Annotated in this window: 14 protein-coding genes; 6 read left to right on the top strand and 8 right to left on the bottom strand. The window is 32.8% G+C overall.

Features of this window, described 5'->3' with window-relative positions:
• Window positions 1–354: 354 nt before the first annotated feature.
• The 6 genes from dnaE to L3J35_12845 form a co-directional block, all read right to left on the bottom strand.
• Window positions 355–3,846 carry a DNA polymerase III subunit alpha gene (gene dnaE / locus L3J35_12870; protein ID MCF6367075.1) on the bottom strand — a complete coding sequence of 1,164 codons (3,492 nt, stop codon included), beginning with the start codon at window positions 3,844–3,846 and terminating at the stop codon, window positions 355–357.
• Between the two features lie 225 nt (window positions 3,847–4,071).
• Complete coding sequence (locus L3J35_12865) at window positions 4,072–5,814, bottom strand: LEA type 2 family protein (protein ID MCF6367074.1); 1,743 nt, start codon at window positions 5,812–5,814, stop codon at window positions 4,072–4,074.
• A gap of 36 nt (window positions 5,815–5,850) precedes the next feature.
• On the bottom strand, window positions 5,851–9,435 hold the full coding sequence (locus L3J35_12860) for an FAD-dependent oxidoreductase (GenBank protein MCF6367073.1): 3,585 nt from the start codon (window positions 9,433–9,435) through the stop codon (window positions 5,851–5,853).
• Between the two features lie 50 nt (window positions 9,436–9,485).
• Entirely contained in the window at window positions 9,486–11,264 is a 1,779-nt protein-coding gene (locus tag L3J35_12855; GenBank protein MCF6367072.1) for an NADH-quinone oxidoreductase subunit NuoF, read from the bottom strand.
• Window positions 11,265–11,321: 57 nt separating this feature from the next.
• On the bottom strand, window positions 11,322–11,843 hold the full coding sequence (gene nuoE, locus L3J35_12850) for an NADH-quinone oxidoreductase subunit NuoE (protein ID MCF6367071.1): 522 nt from the start codon (window positions 11,841–11,843) through the stop codon (window positions 11,322–11,324).
• A 167-nt stretch (window positions 11,844–12,010) separates the two neighbouring features.
• Window positions 12,011–13,654, bottom strand: coding sequence for an ATP-binding cassette domain-containing protein (locus tag L3J35_12845; protein ID MCF6367070.1), 1,644 nt, complete (start codon window positions 13,652–13,654; stop codon window positions 12,011–12,013).
• An 85-nt stretch (window positions 13,655–13,739) separates the two neighbouring features.
• On the opposite strand from L3J35_12845, the gene rluF reads away from it, so the two are divergent.
• Window positions 13,740–14,480: a 23S rRNA pseudouridine(2604) synthase RluF gene (gene rluF / locus L3J35_12840; GenBank protein MCF6367069.1), complete on the top strand. Its 741-nt coding sequence runs from the start codon at window positions 13,740–13,742 to the stop codon at window positions 14,478–14,480.
• Between the two features lie 5 nt (window positions 14,481–14,485).
• Here rluF and L3J35_12835 read toward each other — a convergent pair whose 3' ends face one another.
• Together L3J35_12835 and L3J35_12830 are read right to left on the bottom strand one after the other, a co-directional pair.
• On the bottom strand, window positions 14,486–15,088 hold the full coding sequence (locus L3J35_12835; GenBank protein ID MCF6367068.1) for a hypothetical protein: 603 nt from the start codon (window positions 15,086–15,088) through the stop codon (window positions 14,486–14,488).
• A gap of 6 nt (window positions 15,089–15,094) precedes the next feature.
• Window positions 15,095–15,802, bottom strand: a complete 708-nt coding sequence (locus L3J35_12830; protein ID MCF6367067.1) for a hypothetical protein — start codon at window positions 15,800–15,802, stop codon at window positions 15,095–15,097.
• Between the two features lie 147 nt (window positions 15,803–15,949).
• Here L3J35_12830 and L3J35_12825 point away from each other — a divergent pair, with 147 nt between their 5' ends.
• From L3J35_12825 to L3J35_12805, 5 genes are all read left to right on the top strand, one after another.
• Window positions 15,950–16,510, top strand: a complete 561-nt coding sequence (locus tag L3J35_12825; GenBank protein MCF6367066.1) for a sigma-70 family RNA polymerase sigma factor — start codon at window positions 15,950–15,952, stop codon at window positions 16,508–16,510.
• 16 nt (window positions 16,511–16,526) lie between these two features.
• A complete protein-coding gene (locus tag L3J35_12820; protein ID MCF6367065.1) occupies window positions 16,527–16,784 on the top strand; it encodes a hypothetical protein in 258 nt (85 codons plus the stop codon).
• 230 nt (window positions 16,785–17,014) lie between these two features.
• Window positions 17,015–17,461 (top strand): OB-fold putative lipoprotein, encoded by a 447-nt coding sequence (locus tag L3J35_12815; protein ID MCF6367064.1) that lies wholly within the window; start codon window positions 17,015–17,017, stop codon window positions 17,459–17,461.
• Window positions 17,462–17,505: 44 nt separating this feature from the next.
• A complete protein-coding gene (locus tag L3J35_12810) occupies window positions 17,506–18,063 on the top strand; it encodes a YceI family protein (GenBank protein MCF6367063.1) in 558 nt (185 codons plus the stop codon).
• A gap of 78 nt (window positions 18,064–18,141) precedes the next feature.
• On the top strand, window positions 18,142–18,783 hold the full coding sequence (locus tag L3J35_12805) for a cysteine dioxygenase family protein (GenBank protein ID MCF6367062.1): 642 nt from the start codon (window positions 18,142–18,144) through the stop codon (window positions 18,781–18,783).
• Window positions 18,784–18,884: the final 101 nt, after the last annotated feature.

Below are 18,884 nucleotides of genomic sequence, written 5' to 3'. Positions count from 1 at the left end.
ACAAAAAAAGATGTCGAAATTAGACTTGAACAAATGGAAAAAAGACACAAGAAAAGAAAATACGATATTGACCTAAATTACAGGAAACAAGCTGAAAAACAGGAAATTTTAACTTAGTAAAGTAGAACTAATGTCTCTGTTTTAAAATTTATGAAATACATAAATGAAAAATAACGAGAAATTTCCATAACTTTAAGCTCGGTTTTGCAATACGGACAAAAGTCAGGTTTAAAATCAATGTTTGTTATTTCTTTGTGTTTCTCAGATGAACCGAAAACAATAAGCATTGTTCATATTTTTGAGAATAAAGATATGATTTATTTTTTTCTTTTGTAAATATATTTAGAAAAACTGTCAGTTTAACTTAATATTAATATCAATCATTTTGTTTAAATCTGACAATAACATTTGATTTACTTTTATATGCTTCGATCTGGAAAATAGATTTAAACTGAATCCTTTTTCTTTTTCAACAACATTTATGTTTAACATTGTTTTTCCTTTATATTTTTCTGTTAACTCAATTATATTTTCAATAAATGTGTCAGAAATATTTTCGAGAGGAACTGTAATTGTAAGTGCTTTTATCATTTTGTCTTTTGCTTCCGATAACAGTTCAATTTCATTAATTTTAAATTCTACGTCGTTATCATCTTTGGGTTTATATCTTGGCTGAACACGTCCTCTAATCAATACGGAAAGGTCTTTTGTAAAATAATTCTTAAAAGTTATGTAATCTTTTCCGAAAAGGTAAATTCTGTGAGAAGAACTGTAACCTTCAAGAGTAATGCTTCCGTATGCTTTCCCTGTTTTAGTAGTTCCGTTAAATACTTCCGTAATAATTCCTGCAATATTAATTTCTTTGCCTTTTAAAGAAGGTAAATCAGCTAATTGTGAAACTTCGGTATTACAATATGTTCCAATTTCTAATTTGTATGCATCTAACGGATGTTCAGATAAATAAATTCCGATAATTTCTTTTTCAAGTTTTAAACGATGAAGTCTTGACCATTCTTCTGCTTGGGGAGCTTCCGGTCTTTTTATTTCAATAGTTTCTTCTCCGAAGATACTTGCTTGATTTTCAACTCCTCCATTTTGGAACTTTCCGCCGAATTTTATACATTCTTCGATATAAGTTAAGTCACTTCCGTTATTGCTTTTAAAATATTGGTTTCGTTTTAAATTATCAACATCATCAAAAGCTCCGGCAGTAACTAATGCTTCAATAGTTCTTTTATTAACGGAAGAAAGGTTAACTCGTTCAATAAAGTCAATAAAACTTTTGTACTTGCCGTTTCTTTCTCGTTCTTTAATTATATCGTCAACGGCAGCTCCTCCCACATTTTTAATTCCTCCTAAGCCATATCGTATTTGTCCTTTTTTATTTACGATAAACATTGAAAAACTTTCATTAACATCAGGCAGCAAAACTTCAATGCCCATACGTTTTGTTTCAGTTAAAAAGAATGAAACTTTTTTTATGTCATTGAGGTTTCTTCCTAAGATTGCACTCATAAATTCAGCAGGATAATGTGCTTTTAAATATGCTGTTTGATAGGCAATATATGCATAGCATGTTGAATGCGATTTGTTGAAGGCATAGCTGGCAAATTTTTCCCAATCTGTCCATATTTTTGTAACTTTTTTTTCATCATGTCCGTTTGCTTTACAACCGTCAAAAAACTTTACTTTTAACTCTTCCATCATGGATATTATTTTCTTACCCATTGCTTTACGAAGAGAGTCTGCTTGTCCTTTTGTAAAACCTGCAAGTTTTTGAGAAAGCAACATCACTTGTTCTTGATAAACCGTGATACCGTATGTTTCTTTCAAAAGTTCTTCCATTTCAGGCAAATCATATACAATATGTTGTTTGCCGTGTTTCCTGGCAATAAAATCAGGAATATATTCCATCGGTCCCGGTCTGTATAAAGCATTCATTGCAATTAAGTCTTCGAAGCGGTTTGGTTTTAAGTTTTTTAAATGCTTCTTCATTCCGTCGGATTCAAATTGAAAAACACCGGTAGTTTCTCCTTTTGCGTAAAGATTAAAGGTTTTTTCGTCATTTAACGGAATATTGTCAATATCAAGTTCAACACCGGCAGAATGTTTAATGTTTTTTAAGGCATCCATTATTATTGAAAGTGTTTTTAAACCTAAGAAGTCCATTTTCAATAAACCAATGTCTTCTACGTGTTTTCCGTCGTATTGTGTTGCTTTTAATTTGGAATCTTTTGCGTTGCTTAAAGGTACATAATTTTCTAAATCATCTTTTCCTATTATAATACCGCAAGCATGTACACCGGTATGCCTGACAGAACCTTCAAGGATTTGGGCAAAATTTAAAGTTTTTCTGATTAGCGGGTCTTCAGAGTCTAATTCTTTTTTTAATTCTTCAACTTCTTTAAAGGCTTTTTCCAGTGTTATTCCCGGTCTTTCAGGAATAAGTTTTGCAATTCTGTCTGCTTCTTGAAGAGGAAGTCTTAAAACACGAGCCACATCTCTTATCGAAGATTTAGCTGCCATTGAACCGAAAGTGATAATATTTGCAACACGTTTTTCTCCGTATTTTTCTACAACCCAGTCTAATATTTTTTCTCGTCCGTCTTCGTCAAAATCAATATCAATATCCGGCATTGAAATTCTGTCGGGATTAAGGAAACGCTCAAAAAGAAGACCGTACTCGAGCGGGTCGATATCAGTAATTTCAAGACTGTATGCAACAACGGAACCTGCTGCCGATCCTCTACCCGGTCCGACTGAAACGCCCATTTCTCTTGCAGCTTTCAAAAAATCCCAAACAATTAGGAAATAACCGGGAAATCCCATTCCGATAATTGTATCGAGTTCGAAATCAATTCGTTCTTTTATTTCGTCAGTTAAATCAGTCCAGCGTTTTTTTGCCCCTTCATAAGTTACGTGTTTTAAATATTCTGCTTCGGATTTAAAATTTTCCGGAAGTTGAAATTCAGGCATTATCGGTTCTCTGTTTAAATCATAAGTTTCAATTTTATCTTCAATTTCTTTTGTATTTGTAATTGCATCAGGATATTCTGCAAATAATTCAGACATTTGTTCGGGTGTTTTTAAGTATTCTTCTCCTGAATATTGCATCCGTGTAGGGTCGTCCAAATCTTTTCCCGTGCTTAGTGCGATTAATATATCATGTGCGGCTGCATCTTCTTTGTTTATGAAATGAACATCATTAGTTGCAATATATTTAATACCGGTTTTTTCAGAAATTTTTACTATCTCTTTATTAACCAATTCTTGTAAAAATAATGTTTTTTTATCTTTTTCCGGGTTTCCTGTTTCATGTCTTTGCATTTCGAGATAATAATCTTCCCCAAAAATTTCTTTGTATTTTAATGCTTGTTTTTCTGCTTCGTTTATATTATCATTCATTATTGCTCTCGGCACGGAACCGGCAAGGCATGCAGAGGATACAATTAAGCCTTCTGAATATTTTTCTAATATTTCCATGTCTATTCTGGGTTTTCTGTAAAACCCTTCCATATATCCGTAGCTTACAAGTTTTATTAGATTTTGATATCCAATTTGGTTTTTTGCTAAAATTATAAGATGATCTGATTTTTTATCTTTTTCTTTGTCTCTTCTGAATCGAGATTCTTTTGCAACATATACTTCACAACCCAATATAGGTTTTACTCCTTCTTTTATTGCCGTTTTGTGAAAAGACTTTACACCGAACATATTTCCGTGATCTGTTATGGCAACGGATTTCATTCCTGATTCTTTTACTCTTTTAATTAATTTAGGAACGGAGGATGCTCCGTCTAACAGAGAATATTGTGTATGTAGGTGTAAATGAGTAAATTCAGGCATAATATGTGTTTTTGTTAAGTTGAAAACCAGAGTTTGTAAAAATAGGAAATAAGACAATACAATTATCAAGTGTTAATAAAAAGTTAAAAGAAAAAAAGAGATGAATTTATATTGTTGTGTTCTTGAATAATAGAGATTTTATTATTCAAGAATAAAGCAAAAGAAAAAAAGACAAAAACAGTTTAATAATTATGTTTTTGTCTTTTTAACTTAAAATAAAGTAGTTTATTTTCCGGCAACAACAGATGCGGGTACCGTTCCCTCATCGTATAACGGCAATACAAAGTCAGCTGCTGTTCCGTCAGCATTAATAACATGAAAAGTTCCTTCGATTACATAATCTGCATAACCGTCTAATAACGCTTGTGCAAGTTGGAGTCCTTCCGTTGAGTTTAATATTAATAATACAGGCAACGTTAATGATACTGTCCCGTTTCCGGCTATAGACAGGTCTGTCGAGTATGTGTCAGAGTACAGGTGTGTTTCAGATTGTTTTCCTTCAACATAAACAACATATTCAACCTCATCAATAATAACATCACGACTGTCCATGTTTTGAATGTCGCAATTTACATCTAAATCAAAAGTATAACTTACAGGAACGGGAAAACCGCTTGTTGTATAGCTTCCGTTAATGCTGTTTACTGTTGTTTCAGGTTGCTCATAGAAGTCTTCAAAACCGACATCTACCGATGCTGTTCCGGTAATATCAACGGGAAGGTCAAATAAATCTAAAACAGGTTCGTCAACATGGAATACTCCGGTTGCATGATAGTTCAAAGATTGCCCTGCATCTAATATTGTAAGCAGTTGTAAAGCATCTGTTGTTAATAAAGTTAACGGTAAAGTCAGATTTAAAGGAGTGTCCGTAAGTAAAGTTTGGTTTATGACAACTTGTTCAGTTTCGGATATAACTCCTTCTATATCTACTTGGTATTCTATATCTTTAATAAATGCCTCTCTTATGTCATTGTTGGTTACAATCATGGCTATTTCTAAATTAGTAAATTCACCCGGCAACTCTAAAAGTGTATAGCCTGTTATTTCAATTGTAGGTTGTTGAAAAAGATTACTTACAACATCGGCAGATACATTTCCCGTAACATAAAGCGGTAATACAAAATCAACAGTTGTGCCGTCAACTTTTACGGCATGAAAAGTTCCTTCAACAGAATAGTTAATTGTTCCGCTTTCTATTGCTTGGGCAAGTGTTGTGCCGTCTTCGGAATTAAGATTTAAAGTTACGGGAAGATTAAGAGATTCTGTTCCGTTTCCTGCTATCGAAAATTCAGATGAATAAGAATCTGAATAAAGGTGAGTTACTGATTTGATGCCTTCAATATAAACGACATATTCAACTTCATCTATTGTTATTCCGCGAGAATCCATGTTTTGAACGGTGCATGCAACATCAAAATCAAATGTTGCTCCTGCTTTATTTGTTCCCGTGTATTTTACGGATATATTATCAACCGTTACTTCGGGTTGTTCATAGAAATCTTCAAATCCTGCTTCAACATTTGCAGTACCTGTTACATCAATAGGAAGATCAAAAAGTTTTAATATGGGGTCATCAACATGAAATGTTCCTGTTGCTGTATAATTTAATTGTTCTCCTGCGTCTAACTTTGCTAAAAGCTTAACGGCATCATTTGTCAGTAGTGTTAAAGGAAGCGTGAGTTCAAGAGGAGTGTCCGAAATTTCTTTATCTATAGTTTGCTTTTCTGTTTCAGATGTAACCCCTTCAATTTCAACTTGATATTCCACGTCTTTAATGTGAGCATCTCTGTCGTCATTATTTGTAACAATCATATCTATTTCCAAGTAAGTATATTCACCGGGAAGTTCTTTAAGTGTATAGCCTGTAATTTCAATTGTCGGCTGTTCAAATAATTTATCTTTTTTGCAAGAAGAAACAGTAATGATTCCTAATACAAAAATAATTAAAATTAAACTTCTGTTTTTCATTTTTTCCCGGATTTAAGTAAATTATTAAATATGTTTTTATTTTTTTAAGCAATTTTTAAATTCAACTTCAAATTTTTTATTTACATAATCACAACCAAAGTCGAACAGTCTGTTAAAATTGTCATTTTCAGTAATATTGAATAACATTTTATTATCATACTTCGGAAGGTGTTTTGCTGCTTCCAAGAAAATATCTTCTTGTGAGTTTAGTCCGTTAATTCCGAATGTTTTTAAACTCTCAATTAATTGCTCATTATTTGAGAGTTCTGTTTCTGCATCAAACCCGGCTTCAAAAGTTTGTAATACACGTTGTGTGTTGGTAAAACTTCCGCCTGTTTCTGTCGGCATACTTGCCGGTAATATTAAATCCGCTGTTTTTGCCGTATCAGTCATAAAATAATCTTGTACAACAATAAAATCAACTTTTAACATATTTGTCATTGCACCGGAATTAATTGCACATCCTATCGGGTCTTCTCCGAAAATAAAAAGATTTTTAAAGGAATTGTTGTTTAAACCTTCAAATAAACTATCATTTGCAAAGCAATTATTGTCAAATAATCCGTGCGAATTGTTTTTCTCTTTTAAAGAAATTAATCCGGATGCCGTTTTGCCGAGTTTGCCTGTAATCATGGCTAAATTATATAATTCCTTACTGCAATTTGAAGAAATATATTTTTCTGAAAAGATTAATACGGCATTCATTTCATTATTGTATGTTTTTGCAAATTTTGCAATGACATCAATCGAAACACCTGCTTTTTCGGCATAAAAACTACTGCTTTTCAGATTTCCTTTATATTCGTCAAAGAATAATGTATTGTCATCAATATACATTTGATTTTGCAAACCTTTTTCGGCAATATATGCTGTTACAGCTTTTGTGAACCAAAAGTATGATTTTATTGTTGTTGTTTTGTCTGCCTTATATGCATAACGATTTTCACCTTCTGTTATCAATTCTACAGGTATTTTATAGCCGGCTTTTGCATTATTCACTAAGAAGCTTACAAATTGATTATCATAATTTAATTCTGCTCCGAAAATATAGATTTTCCCGGCATCTTTGATTTGCTCAAACGGAACATTTTTAAATGAATTGTAGCCGTATCCGTCACCACGTCCTAAATAATGGAAACTTCCTATGTTTGAAGTATTCACAGCTTCAACAGCGAATTTCTTAATTAAATATTGTTCTTCATTTGTTAAACGTGCACCTGCAAAAAATGCGTTTTCATCAGGATTAACGGCTTTTATTTTATCATTTATCAAGGTAAGGGCATCTTCAAAACTGATTTCTTCATAACCGCCGTCCGCTTTTTTCAATAAAGGTGCGGTAATTCGTGAGGCATCATTAAAATATTGATAACCGAATTTTGATTGTCTGCCGATATTTCCGTCGGTATTTACTTTGCCTTTTGCTCCGGTAATGTTCATTACAAAACCGTCTCTGTGGTTTACTGATATTTTTTCACCGCTTGAACCGAAATTACTGATGGTTTCAAAGCTTTCCAAAGCAAACGGACCCGGTTTGAATTTAAAATTCTCTGTTATTGCACCTGTAGGACATGTGGAAATACATAATCCGCAAGATTCACAATTTGTATCAGTTAATGATTTTCCCATGCTTGGTGCAACGTATGTTTCAAACCCTCGCTCAACCAATCCGAGAGCAGTTGTTCCGGCAACTTCATCACAAATTCTTACACATCGAGAGCAAAGAATGCATTTATTATTGTCAATTTCAATATACGGATGTGAAAAATCAACAGGTCGTTCGTGGAAATCTCCTGAATAACGATCTTGCTCCGCACCGTACTCTGTGCAATGTTGTTTTAGGTCACAAGTAAAATACTCCTGACAACCGCATTCAAAACATCTTTGTGCTTCTTGTAAAGTTGTTTCTTCATCGTAGCCCAGTTCAACTTCTTTAAAGTTCATTCTTTTATTTTCTTCAAGAACGGGCATTTCAATTCTTTCTTGATTCTCAAATTTCCCTTGAAAGTCCTTTGCCGATAATGTTTTAAAATTTGTTTTTTTACTTAAAAATTCTTTTGGTTCGGGCTTAATTTCTTCTCCTGAAAGATACTGATGGCAACTTAAAGATGCCGTTTTACCTTGTGCGATAGCTTCAATGATTGTAGCTGCTCCCGTAACTCCGTCGCCTGCTGCAAATACATTCGGGATGCCTGTTTGTAACGTTTCTCTGTCTGCGTCAATATCGCCCCATTTATTTGGTTTCAGTTCTCCTTTTGCAGTAAATTTATTAATATCATCTAAAAAGTTAATTTCTGTTTTTTGACCGATTGCAGCCAAGATATAATCAACTTCCAAATCAAATTCAGAACCCTCAATCGGAACAGGTCGCCTTCTTCCTGATGCATCAGGTTCTCCGAGTTCCATTTTGATTAAGGTCATTGATTTTACTTTTCCGTCTTTGGTTTGATTAACTTTGGTCGGATTTGTTAAAATCATATATTCAACACCTTCCAGTTTGCTTTCGTGAATTTCAATCGGATTTGCCGGCATTTCTTTTTCTGTACGTCTGTATATGATATATGTTTTCTCGGCTCCGCATCTTTGCGAAGTTCTGCAACAGTCCATAGCAGTATTCCCTCCACCTACAACGGCTACTGTTTTACCAGAGAAGTCATAGCGTTGGCCGGTTTGTTCCATATTTCTTAAAAAGTCAATTCCGGAAAATACACCATCGGCATCTTCGCCTTCTGCACGAAGTAATGTTCCTCTTTGTGAACCTATTGTGAGAATTGTAGCATCATATTCTTTATTTATTTCTTCATAAGATAAATTATCTCCTAGTTTTTTATTCAGGAAAATATTTGTTCCGAGTTCTGTAATTGTTGAGATTTCTTTGTCGAGCAAATCATTCGGTAATCGGTATTCCGGAATACCGTAGCGTAACCACCCGCCTGCATGGTTGTTTCCTTCGAAAATATCAACTTGATGTCCTTTTTGTTGTAAAAAATACGCTGCGGATAGTCCTCCCGGTCCTGCTCCTATTATTGCAACTTTTTTTCCTGTGCTTGCAGCAATTTCCGGTTTGTAGTGTTCTTCCGATTCTAAATCAAAATCAGCTACAAATCTTTTCATATAATCAATTCCGACAGCAGCATCTTCATCCATATAATTTCTGTTGCATGCAACTTCGCAAGGTCGAACACAAACACGTCCGCAAATTGCAGGTAAAGGATTAACTTCTTTAATAAGTTTAACGGCAGCACTGTACATGCCTTTTTCAATAAGAGCAATGTATCCTTGAACATCAACACCGGCAGGGCAAGTTGCTTTACAAGGAGCGATACATGATGCATAATGGTCACTCACTAATAAATCCAAGGCTGTTTTTCGAGATGTTCTGACTTTTTGGTTATTTGTTTCAATTTTCATTCCGTCCAAAACTTTTGTTGAGCAAGCAGGTTGTAAACCTCTCATTCCTTCAACTTCAACCACACAAACATAGCATGATGAATAAGGTTCAAGACGAGGGTCGTGACATAAAGTAGGAATCTCGATATTATTTTTATAAGCAACATCTAAAATTGAATTGTCGCTTTCAGCTTTATATTGTTTTCCGTTAATGGTTAATTTTACTTCGGACATATCTTTTTGATTGATTTTTTTAATTGAATTATTTATTTCAGAATAAGAAACTAATACACTTTAATTGCATCAAAGTTACATTTTGAGAAGCACATTCCGCAATTTATACAAGCATCTTGTCTGATAAAATGAATTTCTTTTCGTTCTCCGTCGATTGCATCAGTCGGGCAATTTACGGCACAAGCTGTACAGCCGGTACATAAATCGGAAATAACCTCATAGGTCAGCAGTTTTGTACAATTTGCAGCAGGGCATCTTTTTTCTTTTATGTGTGCTTCATATTCGTGCCTGAAATATTTTATAGTCGTAAGAACAGGGTTCGGAGCTGTTTGTCCGAGTCCGCATAAAGAACCGTCTTTAATTTGATATGATAATTCTTCCAATTTTTCAATGTCTCCTTCTTGTCCTTCTCCTTCGGTTATTTTTGTAAGAATCTCAAGCATTCTTTTTGTTCCTATGCGACAAAAAGTACATTTCCCGCAAGACTCTTTTTGTGTGAAATCAAGAAAAAAGCGAGCCATATCAACCATACAGGTTGATTCGTCCATAACAACCATTCCACCGGAACCCATAATTGCTCCGGTTGCATTAACAGAATCGTAATCTACAATTGTATTGTCAAGATTTGCGGGAATACAACCTCCGGAAGGTCCGCCGAGTTGAACGGCTTTAAATTCTTTCCCATCTTGAATTCCGCCTCCGAGTTTGAACACAATGTCGTGAATTGTCATTCCCATCGGAACTTCAACCAATCCGCCGTGATTGATTTTTCCGGTTAAAGCAAATACTTTTGTTCCTTTGCTTTTTTCAGTTCCGTATTTTGCATATTCACTTGCACCTTTATCAATAATCCAGGGAATATTTGCAAGGGTTTCAACATTATTTATGTTTGTAGGTTTTTTCCAAAGACCTGATGCGGCAGGAAAAGGCGGACGTTTTCGAGGCATTCCTCTTTCGCCTTCGACGGATGCTATTAATGCTGTTTCTTCACCGCAAACAAATGCACCGGCACCTTCTTTTACATAAATATCAAGGTTGAAACCTTCAATTCCTAATATATTTTTACCTAAGTAACCTTTTTTTCGAGCCTGCTCAAGAGCAATGTTTAAGCGGACAATTGCAAGCGGATATTCAGCTCTGCAATAAATTACACCGGCATTTGCTCCTATTGCATAAGCTCCGATAATCATTCCTTCGATAACTGCGTGAGGGTCGCCTTCGAGTAATGATCTGTCCATAAATGCTCCGGGATCGCCTTCATCGGCATTACAGATTATATATTTTTCATCGGATTCGCTTTGTCGAGCAAATTTCCATTTTAGTCCGGTAGGGAAACCGCCGCCGCCTCTTCCGCGAAGTCCTGAGTCTAATACTTCTTTTATTACATTATCATAGGAAACTTTTTTATCAGCAATTTTACGAAGAGCTTTATAACCGTCTTTTGCTTCATATTCTTCAATTGCTTCCGGATTAATGTAGCCGCAATGTCGAAGTGCAATTTTTACCTGTCCGTTCCAGAAAACATCGTCCTCTGTTTTAATATTATCTGCATGAACAATATACTTTTCAAGCGGTGTGTGTTCTTTTGTGTGTTTTTCAAGAATTTCTTCCAGCATTTTTTCATCTACACCACCGTATATGTATGAATTGTTATTATCAACAATTTCAACAAGCGGTTCTCTGTAACACATACCGATACAACTTGTTTTATCTGCCTGAACATCAAATGTTTTTGTTTCAACCAGACTGTTTAATTTGTCATATATTTTTCCGGCTCCGGCTGCGATTCCGCAACTTCCGAGTCCGACTATTGCTTTTATTTTGTTCATATTTTTGATATGTTATAATAAAAATAGAGACAGTTTGTCGGGCTGTCTCTACAATATTTATTTTTCTGAATTTTTAATTTGTCTGATAACTTTTTTTGTGCTTTTATCTGTTAATTTTCCGTAGGTATCATCTCCTATCATCATAACAGGTGCAAGAGAACAACATCCGAGGCATGCAACAGATTCGAGAGTAAACATTTTATCTTCTGTTGTTTCACCGTCTGCTACTTTGAGAACATCTTTTAATGTTTCAGTTATTTTTTTTGCATTTTGAACATGGCAAGCTGTTCCGTGACAGACTTTTACAACATATTTGCCGACAGGTGCTAATCTGAATTGTGCATAAAAAGTTGCAACACCGTACATTGTGCTTAATTCATGTCCTGCTTCTTCGGATAATTTTAGAAAAGCTTCTTCCGGAATATAACCGAATAAATCTTGTGTGCCTTGAAGCATAGGAATGAGGCTTCCTTTTTTTCCTTTATGCTTTTTTATTAAAGGGTTTATTAAATTTATATCAATTTCTTCAATTTCTTGCTCTTTTACTGTAGGTTTTTGTTGAATTCTTTGAACTCTCATTTGCAATTATTTTTTATTCGGTTCAAAAATAAAAAATTCAGCACCATTAATTATGATACAAAACATAATTTTGATAATTTAGAACAGTTTTAAATAATAGTTTTGTATTTATATTCTAAACTTACAGAAATTATTATAGGATGTTGTTATATGTTAAACAACTAGTTTTAAGCAGTAAAAGTTTCCAAAAAAGAGGATTGATTATATAATTCTGATTGGCGTTTTTTTACCAGTTCACTTGTTATATATTCGTCATAATCCGTCATCTTGTCAATCATGCCGTTAGGAGTTATTTCTATAACTCGGTTGCAAACACTTCTGATAAATTCATGGTCGTGTGATGACATTAAAATATTACCTTTAAATGTTTTCAGATTATTATTAAAGGCTTGTATTGACTCTAAATCAAGGTGGTTTGTAGGTGTGTCTAAAATAAGAACATTAGATTCTTTAAGCATCATACGAGCAATCATGCAACGCATTTTTTCACCTCCTGAAAGCACATTTATTTTTTTAAAAATTTCTTCGCCCGAAAAAAGCATCTTCCCGAGATAGCCTCTGAGATATAATTCGCTTGTATCTTTTGAAAATTCCGCAAGCCATTCAACAAGAGTATCTTCCCCCTTAAAAAATTCTGAATTATCCAAAGGAAGGTATGATTTTGTAATTGTTTGCCCCCATTTGTATTCCCCGGAATCAGCTTCTGTATGCCCTGTAATAACTTCAAAGAAAGCAGTCATTGCACGTGAATTTCTTGATATAACTATAATTTTGTCATTTTTTTCAACAGTAAACTCAACATCTTTAAACAAAAGTTCTCCGTCTATACTTTTGGATAAACCTTTTACATCAAGCACCATATTGCCGGGCAATCTTTCCGGTTTGAAAATAATACCGGGATATTTTCTTGAGGATGGTTGTATTTCTTCAAAATTAAGTTTCTCAATCATCTTTTTGCGACTTGTAGTTTGTTTTGATTTTGCTACATTTGCTTTAAATCTTGCAATAAATTCTAAAAGTTCTTTTTTCTTTTCTTCTGCTTTTTTATTCTGTGCTTTTTGTTGTCGCAATGCCAATTGACTTGATTCGTACCAAAAACTATAATTTCCGCCGAAAATTTTAATTTTTCCGAAGTCAATATCAACGGTATGTGTTGAAATTGAATCTAAAAAGTATCTGTCGTGTGAAACCACAAGAACCGTATTTTCAAAATTGTGTAAATAATTTTCAAGCCAACTGATGGTTTCAAGATCCAGGTCGTTGGTCGGCTCATCTAATAAAAGGTTATCCGGTTTGCCGAATAAAGCTTGTGCTAAAAGAACACGAACTTTTTCTTTCCCGCTCAATTCTTTCATCAATTTATTATGTTGTGCTTCTTTAATTTTCATTCCGCTTAGAAGAATAGCTGCTTCTGTTTCTGCATTCCAACCGTCCATATCGGCAAATTTTGCTTCCATGTCAGCAGCTTTTATACCGTCTTCTTCCGAAAAATTCGGTTTTTTATACAAAGCATTTTTTTCTTGTGTAAGTTTCCACAAAACCGTGTGTCCCATCAAAACGGTATCTAAAACGGTAACTTCATCAAACTCAAAATGGTTTTGTTTTAAAACAGAAAGACGTTCTCCGTGCCCTAAGCTTATTGAACCTTTTGTGGGGTCTGCTTCGCCTGAAATAATTTTAAGAAAAGTTGATTTTCCTGCACCGTTTGCACCTATTATTCCGTAACAATTTCCGGCAGTAAATTTTAAATTAACATCTTGAAAAAGAACTTGTTTCCCGAATTGAATTCCTAAATCTGCAACTGTAATCATGTTTGTTTTTTGAATTGGGCGACAAAGGTAGTTTTTTTTCTGAATTGTGAAATTAAGTCATACTTTTGTTAAATAATAATTTGTAATGAAAGAGATTAATCTTATCCGAATTAATAAATACTTAAGTGAAGCGGGTTATTGTTCTCGCCGAGCTGCCGATAAATTGATTGAAGAAGGACGTGTGCATATTAACGGCAAAGTTCCTGAAAAAGGAACGAAAGTGTCAGATAGTGACGAAATAAGAGTTGACGGAGAGTTGATTTCAGAACCGAAAGGTAAATTGGTTTATATTGCATTTAATAAACCTGTAGGAATTGTATGCACGACAGACACAAAAAGAGAAAAGGATAATATTATTGATTACATTAATTACCCGAAACGTATTTTTCCGATAGGACGATTAGATAAACCCAGCCAAGGACTTATTTTTTTAACCAATGACGGAGATATTGTCAATAAAATTCTGAGAGCCCGAAACAATCACGAAAAAGAATATATTGTACGTGTAAATAAAGAAGTAACACATAACTTTGTAAAAAAAATGAGCTCAGGTATTCCTATTTTGGATACAGTTACAAGAAAATGTCATGTTGAACAAACCGGTAAATTTGAATTTAAAATTATCTTAACACAGGGATTAAACAGACAAATCCGCCGAATGTGTGAATATTTAGATTACAGAGTTAAAAAACTAAAACGTACCAGAATAATGAATGTAAAATTGGATGTTCCTGTCGGAAAATGGAGAGATTTAACAGAGGAAGAACTTGCCGGAATTTACCGATTATCTGAGTCTTCCTCAAAAACACATAATGATAAAAAATAATTTTTTCAGTTCCCTCCACACCAATTATTATAAAACCTGACTATTGTTCTTGGATTTTTAATGCCTTTATTCAGGATTTTTTCAGCAAGTTCAGGGCAGTCTTCAAAATAGACAGCAAGCCTGTTTTTGTTCAAGCCGAATAGACCCGTTCGTACAAAAACCATATCATTTTCATCTGTTTTTTTAAAATAATATACAGAGGACAAACCGGAATCATCAATATATTCTTTTTCATACAAAGCCAGGTAACCTTCTGAAATAACTCTAACAAACTCTTTATTATTTGAATTCGGGACAACAGTAACCTTACGTTTAAAAAGTTTAATTTCATCTTTAATTTCCATTGTAACAAATTTTTGATTTCCGATTTTATATGCTTGAATACTATTAGGGCTTAATAGTTTTCTGAAACCGACATCAGGCTTAAACTTAATTTTTTTGTAAAGTTTTACAAATGTTCCGTTTTTTCTGTCTTTTATTTGTCCGAATATAGTATCTCTTTTATTTGTAATTATATAACCTTCGAAGAAATTTTTCTGAGCAAGAGCATTAAACAAAATAAATTGTAATATAGCTGTGAATAATACTATAATAAGTTTATTTTTCATATTTAATTAAGTATTAGGAATAGATTGGGAAAACAGCAAAAAGAAATCATAAATAATAACGATTAAACCTATAATCATATTTCTTTTGTTTTTAGGAGGAGCAAACATCATCATCATTCTGAACGGCAAAAAGCCTGAAACAATCATTAATCCTATAAATGCAATAATATTACCGATACTGCTGTTTGCATCGGAACTTTTCATTAAACTGTAAAATCCGAAGTTTAAAAATGCCAAGGAAATTGCTGTTAAAGATATAATGATTCGATTCTTTTTCTTACTTTTTTCAGAAGACTCATATTTAGAAGATATACTATTATTTCCTAAAATAACTCCTGTAATAATAATGATAAGAATTAAAATCATCATCCAAGGTTGGCTTGTTTTGTATTCGGTTTGCATAAGAACACCCACGCCTACAAAAAAAATCATCGGAAATACAAATAGGAATGAAAAAGTTCCAACTAAATTAATAACCCATTTTCTTGAATATTCTCGATATCTTTTAATTAAACTTCCTAATTTATAGGATAATACAAATTGTATAATAAAGGCGAAAACAATCAGAAATATAGGATGAAGAGATTCCGTTGCAAAACCGGCAATATTTACAAACGTAAATTGAAAAATTGTAATTAATCCCGCAAATATTAAATCAAAATATAGTTCATCAGTATTCAGTTTTTTGAAGTATGTTTTTAAGTTAGTTAACATTTAGGGTAATTTTTTTAAATCAAACAATATCGTTAAATTTGATTCAAAGATATATAATAAATTCAAAGAACATTTATTGAAGCAGTAAACTATATTTTTATCTTATTTTGTTATTGGTTACATTTGAATCCTTAAATATTCAATAATATGCAAAAAAAACATTCTTCGATTAATGAATGGATTAATACCTATACCGAAGATTTAATTTCTTGGGCGATGCATAAAGTTTCAGATGTTGAAAGTGCAAAAGATATTGTGCAAGATACTTTTCTTGCAGTTGCCAAAAATGTTGATAAATTTAAAAAGGAAAGCAACCCAAAAACATGGATATTTTCTATACTTAACAATAAAATCTCTGATTATTACCGAAAAAAATACAGACAAGATAAAAAAGTTGATTACGATATGTTTTCATCATTTTTTACCGATTCCGGAGAGTGGAATTCTGAAAAACAACCGCAAAATTGGCAAAATAATGAGAAAAATTTATTAGATGACTTAGAGTTCATAGAAATATTAAATTATTGCTTAGAACATCTTCCGCATAAATTTAATACAGTGATAAAGATGAAATATTATACCGAAAAAAATCCTGAAGAAATATGTCAGGAGCTCGAAATCAGTACGACTAATATGTGGCAAATTATGCACAGAGCCAAATTAAAACTGAGAGATTGTATCGAAAACGGCTGGTTTAAAAATAATTAGAAGATTAAATAAGAGGATGAAGAAATTAATGCACTTCCTGTTTTTGTCATGCTTAAAAGCAACAGAACTTATAGAGAAGAAACTTCATATAAAACTTAGCCTTAAAGAGAAACTAAGGCTTAATGTGCATAAATCAATGTGTAATGTTTGCCGACGATATGACAAACAAAGCAAAATTATGGATGAAGCTTTAAAAAAACATAATCACAAAATACCTCAAATAAATATAGAAGAACTTAAATTAAGCATAAAAAAGAAAATTTCTGAACAATAATACTCTTTTATGCCCTTCTTATTTTACCGACATCCCCAAATTATATTAAAAGTTTAAAATCGGCTATAAAAGGCTGATCTCCGTCTTTTAAATTTACAAACCATCACTTTTATTCTTCTGATAATCCGCAAGTTGCTTGGCGACTTGAAAAATAATTTATAATATTTGTCAGGAATAAAGTTTTGTACGACAAATGTAATACATCAATCTAATTACAAAAATTTAAACAAATGAAAAAAAGTGTTAAGTATCTTCTGTTTGTAGGAATTGTAACAATCATAATTATCGGAGGCATCGGTTTATACATGTATTATATGCCGCACAGAGATGTTCAAAGCGAAAAAGCAAGTTATACTGTTAAGGCAGAACAATTCGTAAATGATTTTATGAATAATATCAGTGAAAGCAATGCAAAATATCTTGATAATGTTGTTATTGTTTCAGGAACGGTTTCTGAAATAAGTGAAGATCAACTTAAACAAAAAGTTATTGTATTAAAAACTGAAAATTCGGGTGTTAGTTGTACATTTATTAAAGAAACAAATGCCAATGCCGAAAAACTTTCAGCAGGAAATCAAGTTAAAATAAAAGGGATTGTTCGAATGGGAGCGTCCTACGATGAAGATTTAGATCTTGCAGAATATGCAATTCTTGAAAAATGTGACATCGTTAAATAATTATAAAAATTAGAATCAAAATTTAATAATCAAATAAAAAAAAAATGAAAAAATTAACATTATTATTAATCGTATTATTACCGGCATTAGTTTTTGCTCAAACAAAATATGTAACCAGAGCAGGTCATGCAACCTTATTTTCAACAACAGTTGCCGAAGATATCTCAGCTGACAATTATAAAGTTACTTCAACAATTAATACGGAAACCGGTGCTATGGTTTTTGTAATACCGGTACAATCTTTTGAGTTTGAAAAAGCATTAATGCAAAAACATTTTAATCAAGAGCATTTTATGAATTCATCAGAATATCCTAAAATTAAGTTTAAAGGTAAAATTCAAAATTTATCAACAGTAAAATGGGATACAGACGGAAAATACCCTGTAACCGTTGAAGGTGATTTAACAATCAGAGACGTAACAAAATCAATATCAGAAGAAGGAACCATTACCGTTAAAGGAAATGTAGTTACTGCAAATTCTGTATTTATTGTTAAGCAAATTACAGATTATCATGTTGGTAAACCTAAAAAGAAAAGTATGTCTAACAATGTAGCTGATGATATCAAAATCACATTTAAAGGAATTTATACAGTAAAATAAATACCAAATTTCAAACATACCCTTTTAAAATAATTTTTTTAGGGTATGTTTGTATTATTAATTACAGAAAACTTTTAAATGAAAACTCTGCCTCATTCAATTCAAAATATTATTACAAAACTTAAAACTAATAAAGTAACAGAAAACATTACTCTCATTAAAATTATCGAAAATGCCGGAATTTCAAAAGATGAACTTTTAAAATATGCAACATTTAATCATTGCAAAACCGAAAGTTACGGAAGAAACACTTTATATCAAGATAAAAATTTCGGAATTTATATTATGTCTTGGGCTCCCGGCGATTTTACCGGTATTCACAGTCATGGTCATTCTGAATGGGGTGTCGTATATTCTCTCGGAGATGCAGATCACAGAACTTACAAAGTTAACGGAAACAAAGTTGAGCTTGAAACTTCGGAAATTATTCCGGAAGGAACTGCCGCACCTGTATGCGGCGATTTAGTGCATGCCATGGGAAATTTGTCAGATAAATCTTTTTTAACTCTTCACATATACGGATCAAATAGTTACAGCGGTGTCATAACGGAAGATTCAAAATTATATGAAATCGAAAAAGACCGAATACGAACAACCGTAGGTCCTGCATATCTTAATATTTCGGATACATTCTGCAAAAAAGATGTTCAAGGTATTGAAACCTGTAAAAAAACAAAAGATGATTATTACAAACTTATTAATTCTACTTTACTAAGTTAAAATTTCCTGTTTTTCAGCTTGTTTCCTGTAATTTAGGTCAATATCGTATTTTCTTTTCTTGTGTCTTTTTTCCATTTGTTCAAGTCTAATTTCGACATCTT

The organism is Bacteroidales bacterium (genome assembly GCA_021648725.1).
Taxonomy (GTDB): Bacteria; Bacteroidota; Bacteroidia; order Bacteroidales; family JAADGE01; genus JAADGE01.
Note: the sequence above shows the minus strand (reverse complement) of the source record. Positions and strands in the feature narration are given on the sequence as shown.